Here is a 19,132-nt window from a genome sequence, read left to right as displayed (position 1 = left end):
CGCTGGCTACGTTGTGCCACGGTCATCGCCGGATAGCAGTTCTCCCAGCCACCCCCCCGACGGCCGCGAGAACCGGTCCTCATGTCGCTGCCCCCGCGACGCCGTCCGGCGGACCTCGTAAGGAAGGGATCTGCCGTGCGGCGTCTGCCGCCCATGTTCCGCGCCCTGGAACTCCGTAACTACCGCATGTGGGCCCTGGCCGACCTCGTCTCGGTCACGGGCACCTGGATGCAGGTCATCGCCCTCAACTGGCTCGTCATGTCCCGGACCGGCTCCGCGAGCGCGGTCGGCGGCGCCATCCTCCTCCAGGCGCTGCCCACCCTGCTGCTGGGCTCGTGGGCCGGCGCCCTGGCCGACCGGTTCCCCGCCCGACGCATCCTGGTCATCACCCAGGGCGCGCACGCCCTGCTCTCGGTCGGCATGGCCGTGCTCGCCGCGGGGCACGCCCCGCTGAGCTGGATCTTCGCCCTCACCTTCGGCGCCGGCCTCGTCGGTGTGTTCGACGGCCCCGCGATGGGCCGCTTCGGCTCGCAGGTGGTGGGCCGCGAGGGTCTGGGCAACGCGCTCGCCCTGGGCTCCATCCTCAGCTCGGCCGGCCGCATCCTCGGCATGAGCCTGGCCGGCGTGCTGGTCGCCGTCACCGGCGAGTCCGTGCTGTTCCTGCTCAACGCGGCCAGCTTCCTCGTCGTCATCGGCGCGATGTTCGTCGTGCGCCCCGACGAGCTGCACCCGCTGGCCACCAGCACCCCCGAGCGGGCCGGTGTCCGCGCGGGCCTGCGCATCCTGCTGCGGGACCGCACGCTGCTGACGCTGTTCGCGCTGGCGTTCGTGCTCTCCAGCCTCGGCCGCAACTACCAGGTCACCATGGCCGCGATGAGCCAGGGACCGCTGGGAGCCGGCCCCGCCGGCTACGGCATGTTGTCCACCGTCTTCGCGGTCGGCACCGTGCTCGGCGGCATCCTGGCGGCGCAGCGCCGCGAGCTGTCGGTGAAGCTGCTGCTCGTCGCCGCCGGCGCCACCAGCGTGCTCCAGTCGGTCAGCGGCACCTCCGGCGGGCTGTGGACCTTCGCCGCCTTCCTGGTGCCGATCGCCGCGGGCGCGGTGATCATCGACACCACGCTGAGCACCCGGGTCCAGCTCGACACCGCCGAGGACCTGCGTGGCCGCGTCGTGGCCGCGCACGGCATGGTCGCCGCCGCCGCCGGCGCGGTCGGCGGGCCGCTGCTGGGCTGGCTGTGCGAGCGGTTCGGCCCCGGCCACGCGCTGGAGAGCGCCGGCGTGGTCACCGGCGTGGCCACCCTGGTCGCCGGCGTGATGCTGCTCGGCCGCCCGCAGTGGCTGCCCCGCTTCACCCGGATCGCGCCGTCCACCGCACCCGGCGCGTCGGTCCCCGCCGTCGCCGCCGAGGAGCAGACCGCACCCCTGCCCGGCCTGGCCCTGGTCACCACCGTGCCCGCGGTGACCACGTCCGTCCCGTCCTCCGCCCCGTCTCCCGTCTCGGCCGGCGCCCCGCGACTGGCCACCGCGGAGGCCTGATCCCCACCCGAACCCCGACGACACGCGTTGAGCGCTCCCCGGCCTCCCGCCGGGGAGCGCTCACGTTTCCGCCGGCCCGCCAGACGACGTCGACGCGGTGCCGGGACACGGGGTAGCCCGCCTTCCCGAACACCGCCGCCATCGGGGTGTTGGTGACGACGACCGGGTCCTGGTGGTTGCGGCAGAGCACGACCAAGCCGACGAGGTCACCGTCGGGCGTGTGCCAGGCGCCACCACTCGCGCGGGCTGGGCACCCAGAGCAGCAGGTCCAGATCCTCCCGTGCGGCCGCGTCGAGACCGGATTCGGCGATCGCGCGACGGGCGTGGGCATGGGCGTCGAGGCTGCCCCGGGTGAACCCGCCGAAACACGTCGAGGAACACCGCGTCGTCCGGTTCGGGTCGGAACTCCAAGCGACCAGGTGGTTCCTGTAAGTCAGTGATCAGGGTGTCTGCGAGTTCTGGCGCATCGTTGGCCGCGGTGACCTGACCGATCGGGCGTGGGCGGCGATCCAGCCGCTGTGGCCGGTGTCGGGGCGTGGCCGCGGATGGCGGGATCACCGACAGGTGATCACCGCGATCCTGAAGAAGCCGCGCACCGGCGCTCGGGGGTGGGACCTGCCCGACCGGTACGGACCGTGGAAGACCGCGCACGAACGGCTGCGCCGCTGGACCACGGACGGCACCTGGCAGCGCATCCTCGACAAGGTCATCGTCAAGGACGACTCCGTCGGCGCGACTCCAGTGGACGATCAGCGTCGACTCGACCCACCCCCAGGCTCACCACCACACAACCGGCGCCCGAAAGGGGGGCTGCGCCAGCGAGTGGACCGAACGGCTCGCCGCCCGACGGCGAAGCCCTCGGCCGATCCCGCGGCGAGCTGACCAGCAAAACCCCACCTCACCGTCGACGGACGTGGCCTACCGATGTCGATCCCGCACACCCCAGGCCGGCGACAACCCACCCCTGCCGCCACCGCTGGAGGCGATCATGGCGCGGCGGGATGGACCCGGCCGGCCACGCACGAGACCGGAGCAGGTGATCGCCGACAGGGCCTCCTCCCATCCGTCGACCCGAGCCGCGCCGCGACCGCGCGGGATCGGGTTCACCAGTCCGGAACGCCCTGACCAGATCACCCGCCGCCGCCCGCGAGGCTCCTGTGGGGGCCGGCCGCCCGGGTTCGACCAGAACGTCTGTGTGGGTCGAAACGTCGTCGAGCGCTGTTGCAACCGGCTGAAGCAGTTCTGCGGCCTAGCTACCCGTTACACCACACGAGCTGCCTACTTCCGGGCCGAACTCACCATCGCCGCCACGGTCCTCTGGCTCCGCACAGACTTACACGGCACGCCCTAGGTGGTCGGGAAGGCCGCAGTCCGGCGTCCACCGGTAGCGGTAGCGCTCGACGAGCAGGGACAGGCTGGTTTTCGCGCGCGGTGTCCATGCGGGAGAGCGCGGCGCGTGACGTCGGGGGCTTCACGTCATGCCGGGGGCAGGCGGAGGGAGTACTCGGCGCGCAGTGGCGCAGCGCGCAGCAGGCGCACGGCCGCGTCGGGGTCGGTGAAGTCGAACTAGTCCAGCGCGAACGGCTTGTCGTCGTCCGGCCCGCTTCACCAGGCGTGGCGCGGGCGACGACCACGCCGTCGCGCGGCACCACCACGTCCATTCGGGGCGGTACTCGCCGTGGGCGGCCATGTTGCCGTAGCGGTCGCCGAACGCGGGAAGCCCACAAAGACCAGGGTCGGGCAGCAACGCGAACAGCGGTTCCTCGCCCGAGGTGTCCTCCCAGACCGGCGCGCTCCCCGGTCAGGTCCTCGACACCCTCGACGCGAGGTGGGAGCGCGTGGTCGTCGTCGTGGCCAGTCGTGGCCACGAGTCCCACCTCTTTCATCGGGCTGACGGCGCACCTGAACCGTCGGCGGTCTCCGCGCCCGACAGCGGAATGTCTGTGGCGGCTCCTCACGCCCGGACCGACCTCAGCGCGCGCTGCCGCTCGCGGTGGGACGGTGGGAACGCAACGCCCCGGTCATCAGGGCGGTCAGCTCCCGGCTGGGGGCGACACCCAGCTCGGCGGCGAACTGCAACCGCACGACCTCGTAGTGCCGTAACGCCTCCATGACGTTGCCCTGCGCCAGGTGGGCAGCCAACACGCAGCGGTGGCCGCTCTCCCGCAGGGGTTCCAGCCGCACGGCCTCCAGCGCGGCGTCCAACGCCTCGGCGTGCCGTCCCTCCCGCAACAGCCGGCGCGACAACGCCTCCATCGCGTGGATGCGGAGCTGCCGCAGCCGCTCCCGTTCGAACAGCACCCAGTCGTCGTACCAGCCGGGGAGCAGCTCTCCGCCGTTCAGACCGGCCAGGTCGAGGTCCTCACCCGACACCCTGGTGTCGGGGCGCAACAGCCGACGCGCCCGCGCGGTGAGGACCCGCATGTCCACCCAGACCGACCGGGCGAGGCCGAGCTGCTGACGTCCGATGTCCAGCGGGTCGCACGCGTACCGCCGTAACCGCCAGATCGTGGTGCGCAGGCTGCCGTACGCGTGGTCCTCGGTGACGTCGGGCCACAGCACCCCGGCGAGCACCGCGCGGTTGACCACGCCGTGCACCGCCAGGTAGGCCAGCAACCGCTGGCAACTGGGCGGCGGGTGCAGGGCGGTCCCGCCCAGTTCCAGGCGGAACCCACCCAGCAGGCACAGCCGGAACGGTCGGTTCGCGCTGACAGTGCCTGGTTCTTCTGGTCGAACACGCAGACCCATGGTTGCCCCCCACCGGACGCACGCTCGCGTCAACCAGGCTGTTCCGCCGTAAGAACCGCGTCAAGGAGACCGACCGGTGCGCGCGGAAAGTTGAACCTGTTGGACCAAACGCCAGCTTTCTCCCTCATCCGGTCGGCCCAGCGCGTTCGGGGGCGTCGTCGCGACCCGCCCTGGCCACCGGGAACGGGAGGATTCCGTGCGACGCGACCCACGGACAAGATCAGCGCAGGGGAACAGCCCCGAGAAGCGACTGGCTGGAGACGCGCCACGTCAGCGGTCGTCCCCTGCCGGCCAGCGTGCGCGCCCGCCTCGGCTGTACCAGGGCCAGCTCCGCCGGCACCGTCGCGCCAACTACCTGGTGGAGAGCGCGATCGTGGTGTTCGCGGCGGCGATCCCGCCACCGCCGCGCTCGGAGCGCCCGCCGCCGTCCCCGCCGTTCTCGGCATCGTGGTGACCGTCCTGACCGGACTGCGCCAGGTGCTGCGTCCGCAGGAGGGGTGGGTGCGCGTGGGGACGACATCGCTCGCGCTGGAACGGGAGGTCGTTCGCTGGAGCGCGGGCACCAGCCCCTACGACGGGGAGGACGCCGACCTCACGCTGGTCAGGACGGTGGAGGATCTCGTCGCGCAGGAGGCGGGCAGGGGGGCGTCCCGCCGCTCGGCCGCCGCCGAGCCCTTCCCACCCCGGCTCGACGGTCGCACCGAGGGCTGAGGCCCCGCCAGACTCGGCCGTGCGTCGAGCCGCGCTGTCGGCTCCTGCCCCGGGACGCCGCACCAGTGACGTCACCGTGACGGAACGAACCGCACACTCCACACCGGGCAACCCGATCGACGCGAACACCTCCCCGCCGAGATCAGGGCGCCCCACCCAGTCCGACGGAGCCGTCACGGGACGGGCGAGGGCCCGGCGGACACGGCCCTTGGTCGTGTCCGCCGGGCCCGGAACCCCGTCTGGTCCCCGACCTCGGCTCCCCTCACCCCGAGGCGCCACCGACCCTGGGGGCGAAGAGGGTGGCCACCAGGGCCCCGACGGCCAGCACACCACCGACCCACAGCACCGAGGTGACACCCAGCCCGTCCGCGACCCGTCCGCCGAGCGCGGCGCCCAGGGCGATCGAGGCGTTGAACACGCCGACGAACAGACCCGACGCCGCCTCCCTGGCGTGGGGCGCCGCGGCGAGCAGCCAGGTCTGGGTCGAGACCGACACGCCGCCGTAGGCCAGCCCCCACACGACCAGCAGCGCCGCGCCGGCGGTCACCGAGGTCCCCAACCCCGGGAAGAGCAGCACCGCGGCGGCCAGCACCGCGCTGATCACCAGCAGGGTGGCGCGGGGCGAACGTCCCGCCCCGGCCGCGCCCACGAAGTTCCCGACCACGCCCGCCACGCCGTAGGCCAGCAACAACGCGCCGATCACCGCGGGCTCGGCCCCGGAGACCTTCTCCAGCACGGGTCGGACGTAGGTATAGGCGGCGAAGTGGCCGGCGATCAGGAAGGCGAGCACGACCAGACCGGTCCGCACGGCCGGTTCCCGCGACAGGCTCGCCATCCCGCCCAGCCGCACCGCCTGGTCCACGGGCAGCCGCGGCAGGAGCACGGCCAGCGCGATCGTGACGACCAGGGCCAACAGGCCGGCCGTGGCCAGGGCGACGCGCCAGCCGGCGGCCTCGCCCACGTACGTCCCGGCCGGCACACCGAGGACCGACGCGACGGCGACCCCGCTGAACACCACCGAGGTGGCGGCCCCGACGGCCGCGGCGGGCACCAGCCTCGGCGCGAGCGAGGCGGCCAGCGCCCAGACACCACCCATCCCGACGCCCACCAGCACGCGACCGGCCATCATCACCGCGAAGTGCGGCGCCCACGCGGTCAGCAGGTTGCCGAGGGTGAGCACCAGCATGAACGCGCACAGCACCGTGCGGCGGTCCGTCCGACCCACGAGCAGCGGAACCAGCGGCCCGGCCACCGCCCCGACCAGCCCGGTGCCGGTCAGGGTCAGGCCGGCGACCCCCTCGCTGACCGCGAGATCCCCACTGATCGGCGTGAGCAGCCCCACGGGCAGCATCTCGGAGGTCACGACGGTGAAGGTGGCCGCGGCCACCGCCGCCACGGCCGCCCAGCCGCGCCCCGGGGACACACCGGGTTCCTCCCGGGGAACGCGGAGGGGCGCGCTTGAGGCTGTCTGTGTCATGGCCTCAGGCAACCGGGGCGTCGGTCGGGGAACAACGACCGGTCTCTCATGCTTCGATTAGTCGGGCTCATCAATGAACGGTCCGGCGGCCACCGGCGGAAGGGACAGCGGCGCATGAGCGGCCTGGACATCCGGGAACTGGAGTGCTTCCTCGTCCTCGCCGAGGAACTGCACTTCGGGCGGACCGGGGAGCGGCTCTACCTGACCCAGGGCCGGGTGAGCCAGTTGGTGCGCTCGCTGGAGCAGCGCGTCGGCGCGCGGCTGGTCGAACGCACGAGCCGGCGCGTGCGGCTGACCCCGCTGGGCGAGCAGTTCCTGGCCGGCCTCAGGCCCGCCTACGACGGGCTGCGCGCGGTGCTCGACACGACCAGGGCCGCCGCCCGTGGTGTGGAGGGCTCCCTGCGGCTGGGCTTCCAGTGCACCGCGAACGACCACCTGATGAACGCCGTCGCCCTGTTCCAGGAGCGGTATCCCCGGTGCGCCGTGGAGATGACCGAAGTGCCGCTGTCCGACCCGTTCGGCCCGCTGCGCCGGGGCGAGGTGGACCTGGCCGCGGTCCTGATGCCGATCGCCGAAGAGGACCTGGTCGTGGGGGCCGTGTTCTCCCGGGGGCAGCAGACCCTGGCGGTCTCGTCCCGCCACCCCTTCGCCCGGCGCTCCTCGGTGTCGGCGGAGGAACTCGGCGACTGCGTCCTGATCGGTGTGCGGAGTGCCGCGCCCCGGTACTGGCGCGCCACGTTGGCTCCCACCACCACCCCTGCGGGCCGGCCGATCCCGGCCGGTCCGACCATGGACACCCTCCAGGAGGGGCTGACCCTGGCGGCGGCGAACCGGGGAGCGTTGTTGCTCTGCCAGCCAACCGCCGAGTACCACCGGCGTCACGCCTTGACGTTCGTCCCGGTGACCGGTCTTCCGGACTCGGAGTTGGGCCTGACCTGGTGCAGGGACCACGAGACCGCACGCGTGCGGGCGTTCGCGCAGGTGCTGTCCGAGGTGGCCGAGCCGACTGCCGACGCCCTGAGCGCCTAGGGCGTGTCTGACGGATCACGGAGCCAGGCGAGCAGGTCAACAAGCTTCAGCCCACCAAGGTAGTCGCGGACCAGCCAGTTGTAGCGGGCGGCGATGCCGCGACAGCCCTTGCACCGGTTGAAGCAGCACCCGACCACGATGCGTCGCTGGTCGATCTGCGTACTGAAGGGGTGGGGATGCCCGCCGGTAGAGCCGCGACGGCGACGAGTTCTCGACCTGATCTCCCCTTCTCCTGGGTAGTCGATCTGACACCACGTCTGGGCCAGGTGTTCGCGGTTGGCGCGGCTGGAGTAGCCCTTGTCCGCGATCACCCGGCTCGCCCCGGGTGGCGGGTCGGCCCGGCCCGGGGCGCCGGAACACGACTGCGGCCATCACCTGCTCAAACAGCGCGCGGTCGTTGATGTCGCCACCGGTCAACACCACCGACAGAGGCCGGCCATGGCCGTCGCACGCGAGGGGATCTTCGTGGTGAGGCCTCCACGGGGAGCACCTGACGGCGTGATCAGCCTGCTCACCGTGCCCGCCGCACGATCGGCCCTTCCCCGGTGTGGGATGCGAAGGTGCGGCGGGCGCCGGCGGCGTGCTGGTGCGCATCGCCCGATGCTGGAGTCGATCGCCACCCTCAGGGTCGGTTCGATCGCCTGTCATCGCTCGTCGGTGAACTCGTGCCTGCGCACCACCATGCGGGATCAAAGCTGATCAACCACACCAACTTTGAGGATACGCACTAGCGGGTAGCGATGCCGCGACAGCCCTTGCATTGGTTGAAGCAGCGCTCGACGGCGGTGCGTCGCTGGTAGATCCGCTTGCTGAAGGCGGGAGGGACGCCCGCCGGGCGAGCCGCGACGGCGACGGGTTCTTGACCTAACCACCCTTCTCCTGGGTAGTCGATCTGATGCCGCGTCCGGGCCAGGTGCTCGCGGTTGGCGCGGCTGGAGAAGCCCCTTGTCCGTGATCACCCGCTCCGGCCTGGTACGCGGGCGCGGCGACCGGTCGGGTAACGCGGATATCGGCCAGACCATCCTCGAACACGATGGCCTGTCGTGGCGTTGCCGGCGGTGAGCAAGATCGACGGCGACCCTCCCCTTGTCGTCGACAGCGGAGGTGGATCGTGGTGATCAGCCGGCTCTGCGGTCGGAGTCCTGTGATGCGACCACGCCCTCTGTGTCACGGGGAGCTGCGCTGTGCTGGTGCACCCGGAGACAGACTGGAGCCCACCGACACCACCCAGTCCCCGCTCCCTGGCCAGGTCCGCCCTCGCACGGACCCGGCCGACCAGGCGACTCCAGGTGCCATCCACGCTTCAGCGTCACCGCCGCTCACCCAGCGTCTGCTACAGAGCCTGAACCGTTCCGGCGCCTACACCAGGGGCACAACCCGTGCCGCCCTTGGAGGCGATGCCCCCGATCAGGCTGAGGCTTGATCACATCACCTGGCCGCCCCGACACGGCGACCGATTCCGACACCGTACGCGCCCACCAGCACACCGCCGGCGCGAACCGGTTGATCACGCTATCGGCCCTCCCGCGGCGGGCCGTCAACCAAGACCTCTCTCGCGGGTGCATGGCCGACCGGCGACCCGCACACATCGGGAGATCGTGGGCAAGGGCTACACCAGTCGCGCCATCCACACCATGCGGCGTCGCGGCGTTCGGGTCACCATCCTGGAACGCCATGACCAGCACGCCGGCTCAAGCAGTTCCCTGCGGTCGCCACCTGCTATGACAAGTCGGCCCTGTACCGCCCCAGGTGCCGCCCCAAGTCCGCCGTTCGCGACGACGGGGGCTCGCCCCGATGCCAGCCGCTGACCAGCGAATCTGTCAGACCCTCGACCGATACTGAACAAGACCCCCACCCGACAGAACGCCCCACGCGGTCGACGCGGCCGCGCGCACCCCGGGGCACCACAGGAGGACCCGGACATGACCCGTTTCGTGGCGCTGCTGCGCGGCATCAACGTCGGCGGACGCCAGAAGGTGGCCATGGCCGACCTCCGCGCGGTGTTGGCCGGACTCGGTCACACCGAGGTCAGGACCCACCTCCAGAGCGGCAACGCGGTGTTCACCGCTCCCGACCGGCCCACCGACGAGGTGGCGACCGAGATCGAGCGGGCGATCCACCGCGAGCTGGACCTGACCGTGAAGGTTATGGTCCGCACCGCCGAGGAGCTGCGCGCCGTGGTCGAGGGCAACCCACTGGAGGTGGGCGACCCGGCCCGGTTCCTGGTGTCGTTCCTCGACCGGGCGCCGGACCCCGCCCTGCTCGACACCCTCGATCCCGCCGCCTACGCGCCCGAGCAGGTGCGGCTCGGCGCGCGGGAGCTGTACCTGTCGTTGCCCGACGGCATCCACCGGGCGCGACTGCCGCAGGTCCTCGACCGGCTCCTGAAGGCCCCGGCCACGGCCCGGAACTGGAACACCGTCACCAAGCTGCTCGCGATGGCCGAGGACCGAGCCTGATCAAGTCCATAGTGGACAGACTCCCCCGGTCGACGCGGCGTCACCCCGCGTCCCCTCGCAGGGGAGGCGATCTTCCCCCTGTCGGTGCCATTGGTTACGTTCTGGAGGTGATCTCCTCCCCCACGTCCTGGGCGGACGGCCCACTGGTGGCTTTCGACGTGGAGTCCACCGGCCTGGACCCCGCCACCGACCGCGTGGTGACGGCGACCGTCGTGACGATCACCCCGGGTCAGCCGCCACAGGTGCGCACCTGGTTGGCGGACCCGGGCGTGGAGATCCCGGCCGAGGCCTCCGCCATCCACGGCATCAGCACCGAGCACGCCCGCCAGCACGGCCGGGACGCGGCCACCGTCGTGGCCGAGATCGCCGACGCGCTCACCGAGGTCTGGTCGCCGCGGGTCCCGTTATGCGTGTTCAACGCCCGATTCGACCTGTCCCTGCTCACCGCCGAGCTGTGGCGGCACCACCGCCGCCCGTTCCCGGTGGCCGGACCGGTGGTCGACCCGATGTGCCTGGACCGGCACCTCGACCGCTACCGCAAGGGCAAGCGGCACCTGGAGGCGCTGTGCGAGCATTACCAGGTGCGACTGGACCACGCGCACACCTCCGCCGGCGACGCGTTGGCGTGCGCCCGCCTCGCGTGGCGCCTGGCCAAGCGCTTCCCCACCGAGGTCGGCCAGGTTCCCCTGGCGGAACTGCACGAACGACAGGGCGTCTGGCACGCGCAGCAGGCCAGGGGGTTCGCCGACTACCTCGACCGCCTCGCGGCCCGCGCCAGCGACCCGGCCGAAGCCGCGAAGCTGCGGTCCCGCGCCGAGGGTGAGCGCGCCGGGGCCGACCAGTGGCCGGTTCGCGCGCCGTCGTCCACGACCCTGTCGGAGGAGCTGGGGGCGTGACCGAGCGGATCTGGCTGGACGTGCCGTTCCCGGAGAAGGACGAGGCGAAGGCGGCCGGGGCCCGCTGGGACCCGGCCGCGCGCCGCTGGTACGCGCCCAGGTCCGGCATCGCCGCGCTGGAACGGTGGGCCGCCCTGCCCGAGGTGCCGGACCTGCTGCCCGGCGAGGACCGGTCGTTCGGCTCCGGCCTGTTCGTCGACCTGGTGCCCTCCTCGTGCTGGTTCACCAACGTCCGCTCCTGCGTGGTCCCCAGGGACTGGGAGCGGCTGCGTCGCATGATCCTCGGCAGGGCCGGGCACCGGTGCGAGGCGTGCGGGCAGGGCGAGGACCGGACGAGCCGCCGGTGGCTGGAGGCCCACGAGCGCTGGTCCTACGACGAGGGCCGCCGGGTGCAGGCGTTGCGCCGGTTGATCTGCCTGTGCACGCCCTGCCACACCACCACCCACTTCGGGCTCGCGGAGGTGCGAGGACTGCGGCAGGCCGCGCTGGCACAGTTGCGCCAGGTCACCGGGATGAGCCCGGCCGAGGCCGAGGCGCACGTGGCCGAGGCGTTCGCGGTGTGGCGCCAGCGGTCGCAGGTGGTCTGGGAGCTGGATCTGAGCATCCTCACCACCGCCGGGATCACCCTCGCTCCTCCACCGGGGGCACGGGAACGCGCGGTGATCGCCGAACGCACGCTGGACCACCAGCGACGGTGAACCACACCCAACCCCCGCGGACGGGACGAGGGGCCGCTCAGGCGGTGCGCGGGCCAGGCAGACCGGGCAGCGGAGGACGGAACTCCGGGCAGTAGTGCCAGCCGCTGCCGTCGGGCAGCGGGACCTGCATGACCAGCCTCCCCCACGACCGCATCTCGCCCATGGACCGGATCGCGTCCCGGACGTGCTGGGCGCGCCGGCCCCCGTCCTCGGTCCGCCACGCCTGCTCCAGGGACAGCAGCATCGACGAGTAGGCGGCGTTGAACGCGTCGAGGGCCATGGCCACCGGCCGCCCCGTCGGGTTGTTCACCGGGTCGGCGGCCCATCCGCCGGCCGGCACCTCCCCGACCGCGTGCGCTCGGGGCAGGGAGACCGGGTCCCCGGCGAACACCCACCTGCCGTCCACGTTGACCAGCCTGCGCCCGTGGTACAGCTCGCGGAACGCGTAGTAGTGGGACAGGTCCCCCTCGGGGGTCCACTGTGGACTGCTCGGCGAGGTGTGGGTGCCCTCGCCCTGCTCGGTGATCACGTCGATGCTGGTGAGCACGGTCCCGTGGTCCCGCATCGCGACGATGTCGTTGCCGGGGCCGTGCCTCGGCATCGCCTGTTCGATCTGGCGTCGGGTGTCCAGCGGCGGCGCCAGGTCCTCGAAGGCCTTCCTGATCCTCCGGTAGAACGCGCCGATCGAGGTGTGGTCCTCCCCGCGCGCCAGGGGCTGGTCCGGTTTCTCGATCTCGGAGTACATGTCCAGCGCGGACCGGGTCAGCCCGGTCAGGCGCACCTCCACCTCGGGGCGGACGCCACCGGGCAGCGGCCCCGGGTAGTGGGGCAGCCGGGCGGGGTCGGACAGGACGGGCGCTCCCCCGATCGCGGACAGCATGTTGCCGACGAGCCCGAGGTGCGACATCTCGTCGAAGATGATCTCGCGGATCGTGCGGTGCACCGCGCTGTCCGCCTCGGGGCTCATGATCGACCAGAGCCCGCACGCGTAGGGCGGGATCGTCGCCAGCTCCAGGAACAACGCGTTCTGCAACGCCTGGCGGAGCCAGTCCAGGTCGACGTTCTCGTCCGGCACCGCCATCAACTGGACGATGGCCGCGTTCCTCTCCGACGTCACGGTCGTCACGGTCGTCACGGTCGCACCCCCGGTCCTCGCGTTCACCCGTCCGGCGGCACTGGCTCCCCTGGCAGCGCCAACGGCCCCGACCACGGTCGCAGAGGCGCGCACCGGCCGCAGTCCGCGAACACGGAGGGGGGACCGCGCCAACCTGGCCGCTCCGATGCGGGAGCGACACGAGAAGCCGGTCGGCGCTGTCGGTCCTCTGCGCACTGCCGGTCCTCTGTGCACAGAGCGACCGTCGCCCTCGCCTCTCGCCGTCGAGGTCGAGGTCCACCACGGCAGGCGCGAGCGCGCCCGGCGGAACTGGTCATGGTGGTGGGGACGCCGGCCAGCCGCCGCCGAGCGCCCCCGCCAGCTTCCCCACCACGGGCGGAAGACCAGCGCCAGTGCCGACTCTGTGGACTTTTCCCCGCTCCGGCGACCGGTCACCATGCCCCCAGAGTCGGTCTACCGAGGAGAGATGAGCGCGTGCCCCGGGCACATCACCCCAGCGACGACGAGGAACCCTCGTGGCCACACTCCTTCGACGGCGTCGTCGGCCGCCTGGAGCACCTGCCGAAGGCGGCCGACGTGCCCGCGTGGCACCCCGAAGCCTCCACCCCCGCGTCACCAGCGCCGCCGCGTCCCCGGGTGCGGGACCTGCGGGTCTCCATCCGCCTCGGCACCCTGATGGTCCTGGCCGTGCTGAGCGCCGCCGTGACGGTGGTGCAGCACGCCATGGGCGACGAGCCGTGGGACCTGATGGGTGTGCTCGTGTCGTGGGTCGGGCTCGTGCTGCTGGGCGTCCTGGTCCCGGTGGCCGCGATGTTCGTCCTCGCCGGGTTCTTCCTGGCCGCGCGGCGGCGCTCCCGATGACCGGCGTGTCGTCCCGGAGCCGGGCGGTCCCGGGCGCCCTTCCTTGCCTGACCCGACAACGACCAAGATCGAGAGTGATCGACGGCGCCCCCGCCCTGGTTCTTCCGCGTGCTCTCGTTCCTCGAACGGGTGGTGATGCCTCGGGACGCTGGCTCACTCGAACGAGGAGGCATTAGACCTTCCTCGCACGGGTTCCGTCCGCTGTGGACACGCGCCGTCGAGTGGGCGCGGGCGACGGGACCAGGAATGAGGACACCCTTCCATGCGACGTCGGCACGTGGTGTTGTCGGCCCTCCTCGGCCTGCTGTCCGCCGGACTCCTGACGCCCCCGGCCTCGGCCGCCGGGGCCGACACCCGGTTCGAGATCAGCAACCATCGTTTCGGTCAGTGCCTGGACCACGACGCGGAGGGAAAGGTCTATGTCAAGGACTGCACCCGGGACATGGAGAACCGTTACCAGCGGTGGCGGTTGGCCAGGCAGTCCAACGGCGAGTTCACCCTCCAGGGCGTGGCCACCGGCCGGTGCGCGGAGTTGAGCGGGTTCAAGCCCACCACCAGTCCCTGCGACGGCGGCAAGGCCGAGCAGCGGTGGCGGATCGTGAGTGACCCGAAGATCGCACCCTTCGTCCTCATCCAGGGTGTGACGAGCGGTCGCTGTCTCTTCCAGGGCAACAGGAACATGATGGTCGGCGCGGGCTGCTCGGTGGACGACGCCCGCGACCGCTGGCTGGTCAAAAAGCAGTGACACCGAGTGGCCGCGGTGGCCAGGGGCGCGCGGTCCCGACCACCGCGGCCACCCCGCTCTGGTGTGATCACCGCCCCGTTGGCTCGATCAGGGCTCGACCGTCACACAGGAGCCGCCGGTTCTCACCGAGTGCGCGCCTTGCGAAGTGCGCCCGCACCGCGGGCCGGGTGACGGCGAACAGCAGGGTCAGCAGCACCACGCCTGCGCGAGGTGGCCGATCCTCATCCACAGCGGGAACTGGGCGCTGACGACCATGAAGACCTGCCCGGCGCAGCCGAGCGCCGCGAAGAGCAACACCCCGGACGTAGGTGGAGCACCGCCCCCTCCGGAGACGGGTGGCGAGGCGCAGGCAGACGGCCCCGACGACCAGGACCGAGACCGGCCGGATCCACAGGACGTCCTCCAGTGTGGACCGGGCGCGGACGTCGCCGCCGGCGAGCGTGGCCACCTGGTAGTCGAGGATGCCGTCCCGGAACACGAACGCTAGGCGCCGCGAAGGCGGCGCTTGATCGCCAGGTTGACGTACAGCGGTCGGATCACCGGCCGGAGCGCGGTGTCGCCCGCCGGGGTGGGGGGCGGTCGCGGTCAGGATCACGGACAGGAGTGTCTCCCCTCGGAGGGCGTGGACGCCCAGAAGCAGCGGCTGGTCGCCCCGAATGAGGCGCGGGTGACCGGCGGCCACCGCCGGGCGGAAATCACCCCTGACCCGGACCGACGAGTCGTTAGCCCGACGGGGGTGCGGGGTTCGGCTACCGCGCCGTCTTCCGCCGGTGGCGGCGGACCGCGTCCCGGTTGGCGCACACCCGCGAGCAGTAGCGCTGCCGTCCGCCGCGACTGAAGTCGACGAACACGAACCGGCATTCTGGGAGCGCGCACCGACCCAGCCGGTGCATCCCCGTGGCGGTGAGGTGTTGCGCCGCCGCGACGGAGACCACCGCCCGCAGGGCCGCGGCCAGGGGGACGTCGTCGTCGCGGTAGTGCAGGTGCCAGCCCGTCCCGTCGTGGTCGGTGATCCTCGGGTACGCGGCGGCCTCGGCCAGCAGGGCGTTGAGCAGCGCGACCCTGCGCTCCTCGCTGGCGGCGTCGACGATCTCGACCCAGCGCCCGACCAGGGCGCGTACCTCGGCCAGGTCCCGAGGGCGCGCCGGGATGTCCAGCCTGATGCGGGCGCACCGCTCCCGCAGGTCCGCCAGGTCGGTCACGGGCGTGTTCGTGAGGTCGGTCACCAGGCGCAGGGTGTCGACGTAGTAATGGTTTTCCTGCACAAGACCATTACATCATCGTGCTGGGCATGTCCGCCTCACTCGACTCCCCCGCACCCCCGGCGACCGCGACACCCGTCTCGTGGCGCCCCCTGGTCGCCGCCTGCCTCGGCACCTTCCTGCTCGTCCTCTACACCACGATCGTCACCGTGGCGCTGCCGAGGATCGGCGCGGACCTCGGCGGCGACTTCACCGCGCTCCAGTGGGTGGTCGACGTCTTCACCGTCGCGCTCGCCGGGCTGCTGCTCGGCATGGGCTCGCTGAGCGACGCGCTGGGCCGCAGGCGGGTCTACCTCGCCGGACTGGTCGCCTTTGGACTGTCCACACTGGCCTGCGGAGTGGCGGGCTCCGTCACCGCGCTGGTCGCCGCCCGCGCGGCCCAGGGCGTGGCGGGGGCCGCGATGTTCGCCACGATCCTGCCGCTGGTCGGCCTCACCTACCACGGCCAGGCCAGGGCGAGGGCCTTCGCCGTGTGGGGCACGGTCGCCGGCGCGGGCGGCGCCGTGGGCACCGTCGCCGGCGGAGTGCTCGCCGACCTCCTCGGGTGGCGGTGGATCTTCCTCGCCTCGCTGCCGCTGTGCGTGGCGGCCCTGATCCTCGCCGTGACCTCGCTGGCGGAGAGTCCGCCCGGCGGCCAACGGGTCGACGTCCCCGGCATCGTCGCCTTCACCCTGGCGGCCACGGCCATGACCTACACCGTCATCAACGGCGGCGACCACGGCTGGGGCGCGACGGGAACACTCGTCGGCGCGGGGGTGGCCGCGCTGGCGGTGGTGGGGTTCGTCCTCGTCGAACGCCACAGCCGGGCCCCGATGGTGCCGCCGTCGCTGTTCGGCACCCGCGCGTTCGTCGGCGTGCTGGTCGTCGCGTTCAGCTACTACTTCGCCGCCTTCGGCGCGCTGCCGGTGGTGTCCCTGTGGTTGCAGGAGACCACCGGACTGGGGCCGACGGCCACCTCCGTGGTGCTCGCCCTCCAGGTCGTGGTGTTCTTCCTGGTCTCCGCGCTGCTCAGCGACCGGCTGCACCGTCCGGCCCCGAGCCTGGTGCTGGGCGGCGCGACCGTCCTCATCGGACTGGGCTGCGCCGCGGCGGTGCTCGTGCTGGCCGCCCCGGGCTGGCCCGCCCTGCTGCCCATGCTGGTCATCACCGGCTTCGGGGCGGGCATCGTGTCCCCGGTCTTCCCCGCGGTGGCCATCGCCGCCGTGCCACCCAGCTACGGCGGCACGGCGGGCGCGGCGGCCAACAGTTCCCGCCAGCTCGGCCTGGCGTTGGGCATCGCCCTGTGCGGCACGATCTACCGGGGCCACGGCCAGGACACGACCGGCGGGGTCGTCCAGACCCTGCTGTGCTGCGCCGCGCTGGCCATGGCCAGCGGGCTCGTGGCCGCGCACCTGCTGCGCCGGCCCCGACAGCAGAACCGATCGGACCAGCCCAACCAAGCAGACCGGTCGGACCAGTCGCGTCAGCCGAGCCAGCCTGACCACACCTGACCCTTCACCCGGTCCTGACCCGTCCACGCGCGCGGTGTGGGCGGGTCAGGACCGCCGGGGCGGCGGGCAGGTCAGCGACGCAGCTCCAGTCGGGGCACGTCCAAGGGCTCGAAGCCCAACACCTGACCGTAGAAGGACAACTCGGCTTGCAACGCCGTCACGATCGTCTCGGCCCGCCGGAAACCGTGCTGCTCCCCGGGGAACGCGAGGTAGGCGTGGGGGATGCCGCGCCCCTCCAACGCCGTGACCAGCCGCAGGCTCTGCTCCGGCGGGCAGATCTCGTCCTCCAGGCCCTGCAACAACAGGATCGGCCCCGCCAACCGGTCGACCCGGTTCACCGGCGACCGGTCCCGGTACCGGTCGGCGGTCTCGGGCAACGGGCCGATGAGGCTGTCCAGGTACCGGCTCTCGAAGTCGTGGGTCTCGCCCTCGGACCAGCCGGTCAGGTCGAGGATGGGGAACATCGCCGTGCCGCACCGGTAGGTGCCCACTGAGGTCAGCGACGCCGCCGTGGTCCACCCGCCGGCGCTGCCGCCCCGGATCGCCAACCGCTCGGGGTCGGCGGTGCCCTCGGCGGCCAACGCCTCGGCCACGGCCGCGCAGTCGGCGACGTCCACCACGCCCCAGTTCTCCCGCAGCCGTTCCCGGAACGCCCTGCCGTAGCCGGTGGACCCGCCGTAGTTCACCGCCACCACGCCGACGCCCCGGCTGGTGAAGTAGGCGATGTCGAGCTGGAGCACCCCGAACACCCGGCCGGTCGGTCCACCGTGGACGTGGACCAGGTACGGCGGCCGCTCCCCCCCGGGACCCTCGTAGTCGGGGTTGGCCGGCGGGTAGACGTAGGCGGGGATCTCCTGGCCGTCGGGGCCGGGGAACACCCGCTGGACCGGCTCGGGCAGGTAGCGCGGGTCCGGCAGCGCCGACGGCTGCTCCCCCAGCGCCACCAGCTCGCCCGTGGCCAGGTCGACCCGCGCGACGGTCGGGTGCCGCCGGGGCCCGGACACCACGCCGGCCACGCCGTCGCCGACGGCGGTCAGGGTCGCGCCCCACACCCCGCCGGCTCCGTCCACATCGGAGTCCACGTCGGTCAACCGGCCCGAGGCGGCGTCCAGCACGGCCAGCCGCCCGGCCCGCAACACCGCGTACCGGTCCTCGCCCAGCCGGGCGAACCAGCGCGCGCCGGTCTGCCACAGCGGCCCGCCCAGCTCCTCCTCACACGGGTGGAGGTTGCGCACGGTGCCGTCCAGCCCGATCCGGTGCAGGTTCCACCAGCCGTCGGGGTCGGTCAGCGCGCACAGCGCGTCGGGGCCGTCCCACTCGACCTGGCAGACCGCCTCGCTCGGACCGCCGGCGACCACGCGATGCGGCCCGAACACGCCGCCGGTCAGCTCGGCGACGCACAACTCGGTGCCGTCCCACGGCATCGCCGGGTGGTTCCAGCCGAACCACGCGACGTGCCGGCCGTCCGGGCTGGGCTTGGGGCCGGACAGGAAGTGGTGGCTGGCGGCCAGCACGCGCACCGCCGAGGCGTCCTCGGCGGCCGCGCCGTCCACCGGCAACGCGACCAGGTCCCGGCGCACGTCGGTGCGCAGGTCGCCGGTGACGGACTCCCGCACGCACCAGATCTCGGAGCCGTCCGGGGAGACGGTCGGCTCGGCGTAGCGGTGGCCGTGCGGGCGCTCGGGAGCCGGGCTGATCGGCCGGGGCGTCGCCCCCGCCGCGTCCGGGTCCACCAGGTACACCCGCTGGTCGTCCCAGTGGGTGAAGACGAGTCGGTCGCCCTCGGCGGTGGTCACGACCGCCCACGGCCGCCCCCCGTACTCGTGCACCCGGTTGCGCACGTTCCACGGGGCGGCGAGCACCTCGCGCGGCGGCTCGCCGGGCGCGGCCCGCACCAGGGCGACCCGGCCGCCCTCGGCCGGCCGCCCCTCCGCCCACCAGATCCGGTCACCGTGCGCGCCCACCCACTGCGGGGTGCGCGAGGACGCCGCGACGTCCTCGGCGGTGATCGGTGACTGCCACGCTCCGAAGGGTGCGATCAAGGCCACCCGCGCACCCTACGCCGGGTGGCCGCGCCCGCGCCGGAAACCCGGCCGCTTCCTGCCG

At 72.7% G+C, this 19,132-nt stretch carries 15 protein-coding genes and 1 pseudogene; 10 read left to right on the top strand and 6 right to left on the bottom strand.

The genetic code is table 11. The annotated features are described in order from the left end of the window. The first annotated feature begins 135 nt into the window (after positions 1-135). A complete protein-coding gene (locus LX15_RS06250) occupies positions 136-1,536 on the top strand; it encodes an MFS transporter (protein WP_308213415.1) in 1,401 nt (466 codons plus the stop codon). Positions 1,537-2,001: 465 nt separating this feature from the next. Further along, positions 2,002-2,887: pseudogene (locus tag LX15_RS06245) on the top strand (IS5 family transposase). Between the two features lie 620 nt (positions 2,888-3,507). Here the strand turns inward: LX15_RS06245 and LX15_RS06240 are convergent. Further along, the gene (locus LX15_RS06240; RefSeq protein WP_253668522.1) at positions 3,508-4,284 is read right to left on the bottom strand and encodes an AfsR/SARP family transcriptional regulator; all 777 of its coding nucleotides are present in this window, start codon (positions 4,282-4,284) and stop codon (positions 3,508-3,510) included. On the opposite strand from LX15_RS06240, the gene LX15_RS32240 reads away from it, so the two are divergent. Further along, the gene (locus tag LX15_RS32240; protein WP_308213414.1) at positions 4,174-4,995 is read left to right on the top strand and encodes a DUF4231 domain-containing protein; all 822 of its coding nucleotides are present in this window, start codon (positions 4,174-4,176) and stop codon (positions 4,993-4,995) included. The two genes, LX15_RS06240 and LX15_RS32240, sit on opposite strands and share 111 nt — an antisense overlap. A 262-nt stretch (positions 4,996-5,257) precedes the next feature. Here LX15_RS32240 and LX15_RS06230 read toward each other — a convergent pair whose 3' ends face one another. Then, a complete protein-coding gene (locus LX15_RS06230; protein ID WP_253668521.1) occupies positions 5,258-6,418 on the bottom strand; it encodes an MFS transporter in 1,161 nt (386 codons plus the stop codon). A gap of 168 nt (positions 6,419-6,586) precedes the next feature. Between LX15_RS06230 and LX15_RS06225 the strand changes: the two genes are divergently transcribed. Further along, a complete protein-coding gene (locus LX15_RS06225) occupies positions 6,587-7,501 on the top strand; it encodes a LysR family transcriptional regulator (protein ID WP_253668520.1) in 915 nt (304 codons plus the stop codon). On the opposite strand, the gene LX15_RS06220 is transcribed toward LX15_RS06225, so the two are convergent. Then, positions 7,498-7,812, bottom strand: coding sequence for a hypothetical protein (locus LX15_RS06220; RefSeq protein WP_253668519.1), 315 nt, complete (start codon positions 7,810-7,812; stop codon positions 7,498-7,500). The two genes, LX15_RS06225 and LX15_RS06220, sit on opposite strands and share 4 nt — an antisense overlap. 1,611 nt (positions 7,813-9,423) lie before the next feature. On the opposite strand from LX15_RS06220, the gene LX15_RS06215 reads away from it, so the two are divergent. The 3 genes from LX15_RS06215 (at position 9,424) to LX15_RS06205 (ending at position 11,554) form a co-directional block, all read left to right on the top strand. Further along, positions 9,424-9,960 (top strand): DUF1697 domain-containing protein, encoded by a 537-nt coding sequence (locus LX15_RS06215; RefSeq protein WP_253668518.1) that lies wholly within the window; start codon positions 9,424-9,426, stop codon positions 9,958-9,960. A gap of 107 nt (positions 9,961-10,067) precedes the next feature. Continuing rightward, positions 10,068-10,856, top strand: coding sequence for an exonuclease domain-containing protein (locus LX15_RS06210; RefSeq protein ID WP_253668517.1), 789 nt, complete (start codon positions 10,068-10,070; stop codon positions 10,854-10,856). Further along, positions 10,853-11,554: a DUF5710 domain-containing protein gene (locus LX15_RS06205; protein WP_253668516.1), complete on the top strand. Its 702-nt coding sequence runs from the start codon at positions 10,853-10,855 to the stop codon at positions 11,552-11,554. The genes LX15_RS06210 and LX15_RS06205 overlap by 4 nt, the downstream gene beginning before the upstream one ends. 37 nt (positions 11,555-11,591) lie before the next feature. Here the strand turns inward: LX15_RS06205 and LX15_RS06200 are convergent, their stop codons facing one another. After that, the gene (locus tag LX15_RS06200; RefSeq protein ID WP_253668515.1) at positions 11,592-12,671 is read right to left on the bottom strand and encodes a ferritin-like domain-containing protein; all 1,080 of its coding nucleotides are present in this window, start codon (positions 12,669-12,671) and stop codon (positions 11,592-11,594) included. 471 nt (positions 12,672-13,142) lie between these two features. Here LX15_RS06200 and LX15_RS06195 point away from each other — a divergent pair, with 471 nt between their 5' ends. Both LX15_RS06195 and LX15_RS06190 read left to right on the top strand, forming a co-directional pair. Beyond that, positions 13,143-13,529 (top strand): hypothetical protein, encoded by a 387-nt coding sequence (locus LX15_RS06195; RefSeq protein WP_253668514.1) that lies wholly within the window; start codon positions 13,143-13,145, stop codon positions 13,527-13,529. Between the two features lie 262 nt (positions 13,530-13,791). Beyond that, on the top strand, positions 13,792-14,274 hold the full coding sequence (locus tag LX15_RS06190) for an RICIN domain-containing protein (RefSeq protein WP_253668513.1): 483 nt from the start codon (positions 13,792-13,794) through the stop codon (positions 14,272-14,274). A 749-nt stretch (positions 14,275-15,023) separates the two neighbouring features. On the opposite strand, the gene LX15_RS06185 is transcribed toward LX15_RS06190, so the two are convergent. Beyond that, positions 15,024-15,539, bottom strand: a complete 516-nt coding sequence (locus LX15_RS06185; protein WP_253668512.1) for a CGNR zinc finger domain-containing protein — start codon at positions 15,537-15,539, stop codon at positions 15,024-15,026. Between the two features lie 26 nt (positions 15,540-15,565). Here LX15_RS06185 and LX15_RS06180 point away from each other — a divergent pair, with 26 nt between their 5' ends. After that, a complete protein-coding gene (locus LX15_RS06180; protein WP_253668511.1) occupies positions 15,566-17,026 on the top strand; it encodes an MFS transporter in 1,461 nt (486 codons plus the stop codon). Positions 17,027-17,097: 71 nt separating this feature from the next. Here the strand turns inward: LX15_RS06180 and LX15_RS06175 are convergent, their stop codons facing one another. Further along, positions 17,098-19,074 (bottom strand): S9 family peptidase, encoded by a 1,977-nt coding sequence (locus LX15_RS06175; protein WP_253668510.1) that lies wholly within the window; start codon positions 19,072-19,074, stop codon positions 17,098-17,100. Between the last annotated feature and the right edge of the window lie 58 nt (positions 19,075-19,132).

Source organism: Streptoalloteichus tenebrarius (genome assembly GCF_024171885.1).
GTDB classification, from domain to species: Bacteria; Actinomycetota; Actinomycetes; order Mycobacteriales; family Pseudonocardiaceae; genus Streptoalloteichus; species Streptoalloteichus tenebrarius.
This window is presented reverse-complemented; position numbering and strand designations above follow the sequence as displayed.

Coding starts and splice junctions, on each gene's coding strand:
- LX15_RS06240 (WP_253668522.1), bottom strand. CDS start 4,284: ATGGGTCTGCGTGTTCGACCAGAAGAACCAGGCACTGTCAGCGCGAAC.
- LX15_RS06225 (WP_253668520.1), top strand. CDS start 6,587: ATGAGCGGCCTGGACATCCGGGAACTGGAGTGCTTCCTCGTCCTCGCC.
- LX15_RS06215 (WP_253668518.1), top strand. CDS start 9,424: ATGACCCGTTTCGTGGCGCTGCTGCGCGGCATCAACGTCGGCGGACGC.
- LX15_RS06190 (WP_253668513.1), top strand. CDS start 13,792: ATGCGACGTCGGCACGTGGTGTTGTCGGCCCTCCTCGGCCTGCTGTCC.
- LX15_RS06180 (WP_253668511.1), top strand. CDS start 15,566: ATGTCCGCCTCACTCGACTCCCCCGCACCCCCGGCGACCGCGACACCC.